Here is a 9,901-nt window from a genome sequence, read left to right as displayed (position 1 = left end):
TCCAACTGGAAGTTTTTTAAAAGTATCTTGGGTTTGCTGTGATTGTTTAGGGTGTTTAGAGCGACTGGTTATCCAACTGAAACCGAGCGCATCCATGACGCGGTAGACGTTTCGCAACTGATAGTCGATTTGGAAGGTGTCGCTAATGTATTGTCGTACATCCTGTGCAATCAAACGACCTCCCTCCTTTTTGACCGCGTTTTCTTCGATAAAATGTGCGACCTGTTCTCGCTGAGAGACGGAGAGCTGGCAGGGTCTACCCGGGCTAGGTTTGGATTGCAGGCCTTCAAGTCCGTAAGCCAGGTAGTTGGATACCCACGTATTAACACTGCCTCTGGCAACCCCAAGGTAAGCGGCTATCTGAGTACGCGTTTCCCCTTTTTTGAAATGATATAACGCTAAATAGCGGGTACGCAGTCGCCCGTTGGAGGTATGCTTTGCTAGTTGTTTAAAGTCGTCGGCTGTATGCATATGAAAATCACTCAAATATGAATAGCGCCATTAGATCAAACTTTTAAGTCAATTGGTATTACCTGTTAGCCTGACGGTGTTATCGCTATCAGCAGTATGTGGCACCGCCATGGCCGAAGGATATCCCAAAGAACTTGAGGAAGACCTTATTTCAGTGTGCAGAAATGCGGCTGAGGATGATCGTTCCGGGTTGCGGCAGGCCGTAAGAGAACTGACACCCTTAAGCAGAATAAATACGTCGACTTATAAAGTATTGGCTAACGGGCTGGTTTGTAATGGTATGCAACTCGCTGCCTTTGCCCGTTACTATGGTGCCAGCGACACCTATACACTGCTGAAAAAGTACACGTATCCTAATGCGATTATCGAAATTAAGGACGTTACTGCCAGTCGTGATGTGCCCGTTGAGATCAGCGTAAGTATGACAACCGGTAAGTAACCGAAGCCCAATGGTAAAAGCGAAGGGATGGCAACGTCTCTTCGTTTTTTGGTGCTTTCGAATCACCAAATGCCAGATTGATAACGGGGGGAGAATGTTTATTCACCAATAAAAAAACCGGAGCAAGAATACTCCGGCGAACGGTTGGGTGTTACTTTTTTAGAATTAATTCAAATTAACTAACAGCTTCTGCTTCTTTGATAAACATAAACAGAGCGTCCTTTAGCTGCACTCGCTCGGCTTTCTTCTCGTTTAAAATATCGTCCGACGTTGGCTCTGCGCCTTCTTCCATTTTGTGAATAAGGCTGTCGAGTTCGTTGTATTGTTCAAATAATCTGGCGAAATGGCGGTCATTCATTTTTAAATGACGAATAGTGTGCTGATGATCAGGGAATTCATGGACGAGATCATGTTTTTCAATAGTCATAGTAGCTCTTATCTGGTTGTTAACAGTGGCCTTTCCACTCACTTAAGTCTACTTTGACAGCCTCGATGTTACCTTGATTCAGGTCATGGTTTTGGTGTGGATCATCAAAAAGGGCGGGAAAACCCGCCCGATTCATCAGTGACTTTGCTGGTCATTGCGTTTGGCTTTAAACGGCCGCTTTTTGCCACGCGGATTCGGACTCGCTGCATTTTTAAAGCCGGTATGTTTGGTCATCGCGCGCTCGCCACGGCGGGCCTTGCCGGCCTTCTGGCGTTTTTCGCTGGCTGACTCAGGTGGCACCAGATGTTGCGGGCCACGGCCGATAAGATCTTCCCGGCCCATTTTGACCAGCGCTTTACGAATTTGCGCAAAGTTTTTAGGATCGTGATAACGCAGCATGGCTTTATGTAAGCGACGGTGAATTTCACCTTTCGCCGACGGCACGGACTCGCTGTCTTTTTTCACCTTACGCAGCGAATTAACCTCGGTGTGATACAGCGTGGTGGCCGTTGCCATTGGCGACGGATAGAAGTTTTGTACCTGGTCGAGCTTAAAGCGATTTTCTTTCAGCCAGATAGCCAGCGCCAGCATGTCTTCATCAGTGGTACCAGGATGCGAGGCGATAAAATAAGGAATAAGGTACTGTTCCTTGCCCGCTTCTTTGGAATACTTATCAAACAACTCTTTAAAGCGATAATAAGTGCCCATGCCCGGTTTCATCATCTTGCTTAACGGGCCATCTTCGGTATGCTCCGGAGCAATTTTCAAATAACCGCCAACGTGGTGCTTGGCCAGCTCCTTAACGTAGTTTGGATCTTCAATGGCTAAGTCGTAACGCACGCCCGAAGCTATCAGAATTTTCTTGATGCCGGGTAAATCCCGGGCCCGACGATACAAATCAATAGTCGGTTTATGGTCGGTATCCATGTGGGCACAGATAGACGGGTACACACAGGACGGTCGACGACAGGTTGCTTCTGCTTTGGCACTCTTACAGCGCAGGCGGTACATGTTGGCCGTAGGGCCCCCCAGATCTGAAATGACCCCGGTGAAGCCGGGTACCGTATCGCGGATCTGTTCAATTTCACGAATAATCGAGTCTTCTGAGCGGCTCTGAATTATACGTCCTTCGTGCTCAGTGATGGAACAGAAGGTACAACCACCAAAGCAGCCACGCATAATATTAACCGAAAAGCGGATCATATCGTAAGCCGGGATCTTTGCTTTGCCGTAGGCCGGGTGGGGCACACGTTGATAGGGTAAATCGAACACCGCGTCCATTTCTTCGGTTTCCAGCGGCATGGCCGGCGGATTGATCCAAATGTGCCGATCGCCGTGGCGCTGCAACAGCGCCCGGGCACAACCCGGATTGGTTTCCTGATGAAGAATGCGGTTAGCATGGGCATACAGGGTTTTGTTATCGCGCACGACTTCAAATGCCGGTAATTTTACATAGACCTGTTCCCAGGGTTTACGGCGCTCGGCCGGTTGTACCACAATTGGCTGGGCTTTCGCTTCGGTAACCGGCTGACTGTTTTTATTTTCGTTTTCACCCTCGCAGTCCGGCTCCATGATGTAGGGGCTGGGGATAGGATCAATTTTGCCGGGGCGGTCGAGTGACGTTGAGTCAACGCCCTGCCATTCTGGCAAGGGTTGTTTAACAATAATGGCAGTGCCCCGCACATCGGTAATATCACTAATGGCTTCGCCAGCGGCCAGTCGATGAGTCACTTCCACCAGTGGACGCTCAGCGTTACCGAACATCAATAAGTCGGCCTTGGCATCAAACAGCACTGAGCGACGCACTTTTTCCGACCAGTAGTCGTAGTGGGCAATACGGCGCAGGCTGGCTTCAATACCACCAATAATAATCGGTACGTCTTTATACGCCTCGCGGCAACGCTGGGAATAAACGGTTACCGCCCGGTCCGGGCGTTTGCCGCCTTCGTTGTTGGGCGTATAAGCATCGTCGTGCCGCAGCTTTTTATCGGCGGTGTAGCGGTTAATCATGGAGTCCATGTTGCCGGCGGTCACACCAAAATACAGATTGGGCTTGCCCAGCTTCATAAAGTCGTTTTTATTCTGCCAGTCAGGCTGGGCAATAATGCCCACCCGGTAACCGTGTGCTTCCAGCAAGCGCCCGATGATCGCCATACCAAAACTGGGGTGATCGACATAAGCGTCGCCAGTGACCAGAATAATGTCGCAGCTATCCCAGCCCAGTTCGTCCATTTCGGCCCGCGACATGGGTAAAAAAGGCGCGCTACCGTAGCAGTGTGCCCAGTATTTAGGATAAGAAAACAGGCCGCGATCGGCTTTTATGGTTGCTTGCATGGAATTCTTCAGAGGGTTGTGAAAACGGCTGAATTATAGCAAACATCCGCAGGCGAAAATAGCTAAGTCAGTATTTACAGCTCACAACCGTGAAGCAAATTGCACAATAAAAATACAGCCGGTTAACGAATTACCTGCTGTGCCCACTGGATAAGCTGTCCGGCTGGCATCGCACCGGCCTGGCGGTTGACTTCACGGCCTTGTTTAAACACTAACAGGCTGGGAATGCTGCGAATAGTAAATTGCTGACTTAACATGGGGTTAGATTCGGTATCGACCTTGGCAAAGATGGCTTTACCTTGTAACTGTTGAGCAGCCTGGGCAAATGCCGGGGCCATCATTTTACAGGGGCCACACCAGTCGGCCCAAAAATCCACAATCACCGGAAGGTCTGATTTCTCGATAAAGCGCGCAAAATCCGCCTGTTTTAAATCGATAGGGTGGGCGGGTAACAGGCCCTGTTTGCACTTGCCACACACCGGGTTGTCACTTAAACGCTCTGCCGGACTGCGATTGAGCCCCTGACAATGGGGGCAAACGATATGAATAGCACTCATGATTTTACTCCTATAAGCTATTTCTTATATGTTGTGCGCTTTTCCCCTTTCTCAAGGGCTGAATTGTGGTTCCCGGTGACTTATACTCTGCGCCGGATAACTACGGAGAAGCATTCATGCGTTACTGGCTGTTTAAATCGGAACCGGACGTGTTTGGTATCGACCACCTGGCTCAACGACCTGACCAAACCGAGCCATGGGACGGGGTGCGTAACTATCAGGCGCGTAATTTCCTGCGCGATGAGGTTAGCGTGGGGGATAAGGTGTTTTTTTATCACTCCAGTTGTAAAACGGTGGGTATTGCAGGTATTGCCGAGGTAGTTAAAGCCGGTTATCCCGATGCAACCCAGTTTGATCCGGAGTCGGACTATTACGATCCGAAAGCAACGCCTGACAAGCCGCGCTGGTTTAGTGTGGATGTAAAGTACGTGAGCAAGTTTGCCCGCGTGCTACCGCTGGGTATGATTAAAGACTGCCCGCAAATTACCGAATTGGGACTGGTGAAAAAAGGCCATCGCTTGTCTGTAATGCCGGTAACAGAAAGCGAATGGCACATTTTAAACGAGCTGGCCGGACGTCAGCTTTAATCCGGCAGTTCGTTCCACAGGCGGGCAAGGCCTTGTTGGCCGTATTGCCCCGGCAAGCCCCACAAGAAAGGCTCCGGTTGAATCATGCGGCCCTGGTCGAAGGTAAAGCCATCGGCACGGTCCTGAGCAACCAGTAGCGGCCCGTCTAAGTCGACAAACTGCACATCCGCGCACAGGCCATAGGCTGGCGCCATAGCCAGCGACGAGCCTACCATACAACCAATCATGATCTGCAGATTGTGCTCTTTAGCCGCGTGGTAAGCGCGAATTGCTTCGGTTAAGCCGCCGGTTTTATCCAGTTTAATATTGACCGCCTGATAGTACTTTGCCAGCAGCTCGATATCGGCACTCACGTGACAGGATTCATCGGCACAAAGGATTACGGGACTGTTAAGCCCTGCCAGTTCCTCATCGGCTTCGGCAGGAACCGGCTGTTCTATTAGCGCAACACCAAGCTTAGCCATATCCGGCAGCAATTCATTCAGCATCGCTACCTGCCAGCCTTCATTGGCATCCACAATCAGCCGACTTTGTGGTGAGGCTTCGTGGATGGCGGCCAGACGTTCCAGCACCTGATGTTCATCCAGCTTAATTTTAATTAGCGGCGCATTTTTAATTTCCAGTGCCTGGTTTTTCATCCCCTCTGGCGTATCGATGCTAAGGGTTTGCGCAGTGTAACAACGCTGTACCGTATAAAGGTTAGCCAGGCTGGCCACCGATTTACCCTTTACCTTGGCTTTTAAATCCCACAGTGCTGCGTCCAGCGCATTGCGTGCAGATCCAGCGGGTAGCAGGGTGAGTAAATCCTCGGTATCACAGACACTGGCAAAGGCGCCCTTTATGTCTTCCAGTTGCGCTAACACGGATTTGATTGATTCGTTATAGCGGGCATAGGGGACAGATTCACCCCAGCCATAATAATGGCCGTCGCTTACCAGTACGGTGATCACATCGGCCTGAGTTTTTGCGCCTCGTGAAATGCGAAACTCACGGGCCAGCGGAAAAGACTCAGTAAAGGCTTTAAAACTCAGACTCATTCCAATGCCTCCACTAACGCGCCAACGCCGTGGCGGATCGGGTCGACACAAGGCAGGCCAAGCTGCTCGGTCACGCTATTGCAATAGACCAGGGCTTCATCTTCGCTGACCGAAGACGTGTTTACCGATACGCCAATCACCTTCACATCGGGGTTAGTGATCCGCGCGGCGGTGAGATTCATTTCAATCACCTGTTCAAGACTGGGGAGTGGACGACCAGGCAGGGCGCGCATGTGGTCACGGTTCAATGCGTGGCAAATAACCAGTGCGTCAGGTTGCGAGCCGTGTAACAGTCCTAAGCTAACGCCTGCAAAAGCCGGATGATACAGCGAGCCCTGACCTTCGATTAAATCCCAGTGGTCATCGTCGTTGGCCGGGCAGAGTGCTTCAACACTACCGGAGATAAAGTCAGAGACTACGCAATCGACGGCTACGCCTTCACCGGCAACCAGAATACCGCTCTGGCCCGTGGCCCGGAAGGTGGCTTTTATGCCTTGACTCTGCATGCCTCGGGCCAGGCTCAGTGTGGTGTACATTTTACCCACTGAACAATCCGTACCTACGGTCAGCAAACGTTTGCCCGGGCGTTTGACGCCGGTACCGGTTTTAAATTTGGTGGTGGGGTGGCGAATGTCTATCAGGCGGCGACCGAGTGCCTGGGCTTTTTCAGCTATTTCAGGAATATCAGCCAGTTTATCGTGCAGGCCATTAATAATATCCATGCCGGCTTCCAGGGCGGTAATAATGGAAGCAACCAGCGACGGGTCAAGCACGCCGCCGCTGTTGGCAAAACCCAGTACAAATGCTTTGGCGCCTTGTTGCGCACCTTCTTCGATGGTCATGGCTGGCAGGCCGGTGGTCACACTGCAGCCTGGCAGGGAATATTCGCCCACGCACATCTCAGGGCTCCAGTCCGCCGCGCTCTTAGCCATTTTGATGCTGAGCGGATCCGTAGCATTGCCGATAAAAAGTAAATAAGGGGAAGGCAGGTTCATGATAACTCCTTGAACAGAGGTCACATAAGGTGACTGAAGAAGACGAATACAATGGGTCTGTACCCTAAAGCCATCGACTAATGAATTCCAGCGTTATTCTTCATTAATAAAATGCTTCAGGGTCGGCCTCTGGTGGTCGTCTTTAACAATACGCGTTGAGCTGATCCAGATAGACTTGCTTATCGTCTTCGGGTAACCAGGTCACGGTAAAGGCATTGGCCATCAACGTTTTAAGTTCTTCTCGGCTAAAGTCGCCCTCTTGCTGCAAGGCAATCAGGTTTTCGTTCATATATGCCCGAAAATAAGCCGGATCGTCGGAATTGATGGTGGCCAGCATGCCTTTATCGAGCATCTGGCGAATTTCGTTGGAGGTTAACGACTGCACCACAAACTGATTGGATACCGGGCACACGGTGAGCCCCAGTTTGTGGCTTTTAATCAGTTCGCAAAGGTCATCAGATTCCAGCGAGTTAACCCCGTGATCAATGCGGTCTACGCCGATAATTTCGATGACCTGACGAATATGCTCCAGGGTGTTTTTCTGGTTCACGTCACAATGCATGGTGAGCTTGAGGCCCCATTCTTTGGCCAGCTTAAACACCTCACGAAATTTTACCGGTGGGTTGTTGTGCTCATCGGAGTCAAGTCCCACTCCAACCAGCCAGCCAAGGTAAGGCTTGGCCATAACTAAATGTTCCATGGCGCTTTCGGCCGACATATTGCGCAAAAAGCACATTATGAGCTGGCTGCGGATCCCCAGCTTTTCTTCTGCCGCTGTCTGCGCCTTTCTGATCCCGGTGATCACCGTATCAAAACTAACCCCGCGACTGGTGTGGCCCTGGGGGTCAAAGAATAATTCGGTATACACCACATTCTGCGACGCGGCTTTTTCCAGGTAATCCCAGGTTAGCTGATAAAAATCGTCTTCATCTATCAGCACGCTCATTCCGGCATAATAAATTTTCAGAAAAGAGGGTAAGTCGTGGAAATCGTAAGCAGCGATCAGTGCTTCAGGGGTATCGTAGGGGAGTTCGATGTTATTTTTCTTCGCCAGCGCAAAGCTCAGTTCGGGTTCCAACGTGCCCTCAATATGAACATGTAACTCTGCCTTTGGCATACCTTCGATAAATGCTTGCATACACACTCCGTATTCTTGTCAGATGGTATTCATCGGGTTTTTGTGGAGATCATTCAGGTATGTTTTGCAAGGATTATTCCCTGGCAGGTAAAAATCTAACCGATTGTTTAAACAGAGGTTGTTATTCCTGATGGCCGGCCGAATGTGTCACAACGGTGCAAAATTGCCCGAAAACATGGCAAGCCACCAGATCTGGATTAGCGCCGAAGTTTGGGTTTACCCCGTTGCCAGAACTGCGCGCCGTCGTAAGGCAGGTCGTCTTCGACGGTAAAGGTTTTATCCGCAATGATCCGGCCATTCAGTTCCAGGGTCATTCGCCAGTCGCCCACTTTGTTACTCAGCGGTTGCCAAAGCGTATCGCCCAGATAGAAATCCCAGTCATTGGAGCGAATATACTCCTCGCCGTCGAAGGGCGGCATTGGAATACCGTCTTCGTCGGGAATGTCGGGATGATAAATGCAATAGCGAACCTGCTGATTTTTGGCGCGCTTTATGTTAACAATAAAGCCAAATTCTATATCCAGCTCCAATGGAATATGATTGGTGAACGTCTTAATTTTAGGTAGTGCTTTGGCGTCGGCATCCCACTTGGTGTGAATACCATAAGTGACTATTTCTATTATGGGTTTTGGCTTTGCCATAGAATGCTATTTCTAATTGTATGATAATTTTAATGTTAGCAAATTTAACCAAGGATTTCTGCCCCGCTTATGAAAACACTCCTCTTGTCTGTTTTGGTTTATGCCAGTTTGTTGCCAGTGGCCAGAGCCGGTGTAACCGTTCATCAGTTAGATGAAAATGTCTCGTTTCAGGCTGTCACCTGGCAGGATAATTACGCAGTAGCTTCCGGTACCTCTGGTGGGATTTATTTGTCTGGCGATGATGGCGCAAGCTGGCAGCAGATACCCGCTCCAACAGGCTCTGATAACAGGCAGTTTCGTGATAATCAACGGCTTACTAACGGCCGCCTGTTGGTGATGAGTGCCGGGGAAGGGCCGGATTCCGGCATGTTTATCAGTGATGATAACGGCAAGCACTGGCAGCAGGTGTCACAGGGGCAGCAGCAAAGCACCTTTTATGACTGCTTTTATATGACTTCGCTGACCATGGGCTGGCTGTATGGCGATTCCGATGAGCAGGGCTTGTTTGTGCTGGCCACCAGCGATGGCGGACTAAACTGGCAAAGACAGTCTCTGCCCATCAAAGCCCAGTCATCAGAGGGCGGGTTTGCCTCCAGCGGTACCTGCCTCAATGAGGCTCCCGGCAGAGGAGTTGTGATTGGCACCGGTAATGGTGATACGCCGCGGCTACTGATGCTTGAGGGAAACCAATGGCAAAGTATTGAAAGCCCGATTGCCGGCGGCGAGGCTGGTGGGATTTTCTCTGTGCAGGCAACAGTAAATACCGTGTTTGTCAGTGGCGGCAGTCTTAAGCTTGCTGGCGCTCCGGCCAGTGCTTGGCAATATTTCTTTAATAGTGATACCTGGCAGGCATTACCTGAATTACCATTACAAGGCGCTGTATATGGCTCAGCTTTACTGGCTACAACCGAAGGCGTTGAGTACTGGGTGAGTAATCCTCAGGGCGTGGCAGTATTAAAACCTGGCGCCGATAAATGGCAAATAGTCAGCCAAAGTAATATCTGGAGCCTGGCCTGTCAGGCTGAGAAAGGCTGTATAGGCGTGGGTAAAAACGGCGTGGTGGAGCTGTATAAGTAACCTATTCCTAAAAGTAAAGTATCCACTTTCTGAAGAATGTGGTTTTGCCTTATCCCTTTAATGGAATATTTACATCGGAGAAAGAATATTACTTGTGCCCTTCTTCAGTGTTGTCATCGTCGCTGGCATACATAACAAACTAGAAGAATCATAATGGATGAGGATTCAGTCGATGCGGCACATGGATGTGCCGTCATT

11 protein-coding genes are annotated in these 9,901 nt (G+C 50.1%); 3 read left to right on the top strand and 8 right to left on the bottom strand.

Features of this window, described 5'->3' with window-relative positions; translation table 11 throughout:
* On the bottom strand, nt 1-471 hold a 471-nt coding region (locus C6Y40_RS07245), incomplete at its 3' end, for a helix-turn-helix domain-containing protein (RefSeq protein WP_146129519.1).
* Between the two features lie 109 nt (nt 472-580).
* Here C6Y40_RS07245 and C6Y40_RS07240 point away from each other — a divergent pair.
* The gene (locus tag C6Y40_RS07240) at nt 581-910 is read left to right on the top strand and encodes a DUF3718 domain-containing protein (RefSeq protein ID WP_105934020.1); all 330 of its coding nucleotides are present in this window, start codon (nt 581-583) and stop codon (nt 908-910) included.
* A 175-nt stretch (nt 911-1,085) separates the two neighbouring features.
* On the opposite strand, the gene C6Y40_RS07235 is transcribed toward C6Y40_RS07240, so the two are convergent.
* The 3 genes from C6Y40_RS07235 to trxC all read right to left on the bottom strand — a co-directional run bounded on the left by C6Y40_RS07235 (nt 1,086) and on the right by trxC (nt 4,228).
* Nucleotides 1,086-1,337: an HP1242/YdcH family protein gene (locus tag C6Y40_RS07235; protein WP_105934019.1), complete on the bottom strand. Its 252-nt coding sequence runs from the start codon at nt 1,335-1,337 to the stop codon at nt 1,086-1,088.
* Between the two features lie 135 nt (nt 1,338-1,472).
* Nucleotides 1,473-3,671: a YgiQ family radical SAM protein gene (locus C6Y40_RS07230; RefSeq protein ID WP_105934018.1), complete on the bottom strand. Its 2,199-nt coding sequence runs from the start codon at nt 3,669-3,671 to the stop codon at nt 1,473-1,475.
* 122 nt (nt 3,672-3,793) lie between these two features.
* On the bottom strand, nt 3,794-4,228 hold the full coding sequence (gene trxC / locus C6Y40_RS07225; protein ID WP_476726843.1) for a thioredoxin TrxC: 435 nt from the start codon (nt 4,226-4,228) through the stop codon (nt 3,794-3,796).
* Nucleotides 4,229-4,344: 116 nt separating this feature from the next.
* Here trxC and C6Y40_RS07220 point away from each other — a divergent pair, with 116 nt between their 5' ends.
* Nucleotides 4,345-4,815, top strand: a complete 471-nt coding sequence (locus tag C6Y40_RS07220; protein WP_105934017.1) for an EVE domain-containing protein — start codon at nt 4,345-4,347, stop codon at nt 4,813-4,815.
* On the opposite strand, the gene dgcA is transcribed toward C6Y40_RS07220, so the two are convergent.
* The 4 genes from dgcA to C6Y40_RS07200 all read right to left on the bottom strand — a co-directional run bounded on the left by dgcA (nt 4,812) and on the right by C6Y40_RS07200 (nt 8,626).
* The gene (gene dgcA / locus C6Y40_RS07215; RefSeq protein ID WP_105934016.1) at nt 4,812-5,852 is read right to left on the bottom strand and encodes an N-acetyl-D-Glu racemase DgcA; all 1,041 of its coding nucleotides are present in this window, start codon (nt 5,850-5,852) and stop codon (nt 4,812-4,814) included. The two genes, C6Y40_RS07220 and dgcA, sit on opposite strands and share 4 nt — an antisense overlap.
* On the bottom strand, nt 5,849-6,847 hold the full coding sequence (gene dgcN, locus C6Y40_RS07210; RefSeq protein WP_105934015.1) for an N-acetyltransferase DgcN: 999 nt from the start codon (nt 6,845-6,847) through the stop codon (nt 5,849-5,851). Before dgcN ends, dgcA begins: the two co-directional genes overlap by 4 nt.
* Nucleotides 6,848-6,989: 142 nt before the next feature.
* On the bottom strand, nt 6,990-7,985 hold the full coding sequence (gene add / locus C6Y40_RS07205; RefSeq protein ID WP_105934014.1) for an adenosine deaminase: 996 nt from the start codon (nt 7,983-7,985) through the stop codon (nt 6,990-6,992).
* A gap of 197 nt (nt 7,986-8,182) precedes the next feature.
* Nucleotides 8,183-8,626 carry a DUF3859 domain-containing protein gene (locus tag C6Y40_RS07200; RefSeq protein WP_105934013.1) on the bottom strand — a complete coding sequence of 148 codons (444 nt, stop codon included), beginning with the start codon at nt 8,624-8,626 and terminating at the stop codon, nt 8,183-8,185.
* A 69-nt stretch (nt 8,627-8,695) separates the two neighbouring features.
* On the opposite strand from C6Y40_RS07200, the gene C6Y40_RS07195 reads away from it, so the two are divergent.
* A complete protein-coding gene (locus C6Y40_RS07195; protein ID WP_240621870.1) occupies nt 8,696-9,703 on the top strand; it encodes a beta propeller repeat protein in 1,008 nt (335 codons plus the stop codon).
* Nucleotides 9,704-9,901 lie beyond the last annotated feature (198 nt).

Source organism: Marisediminitalea alba, assembly GCF_002993365.1.
In the GTDB taxonomy this organism is placed as follows: domain Bacteria; phylum Pseudomonadota; class Gammaproteobacteria; order Enterobacterales; family Alteromonadaceae; genus Alteromonas; species Alteromonas alba.
The sequence above is the reverse complement of the archived record's forward strand: the minus strand, read 5'-3'. Positions and strand labels throughout refer to the sequence as shown.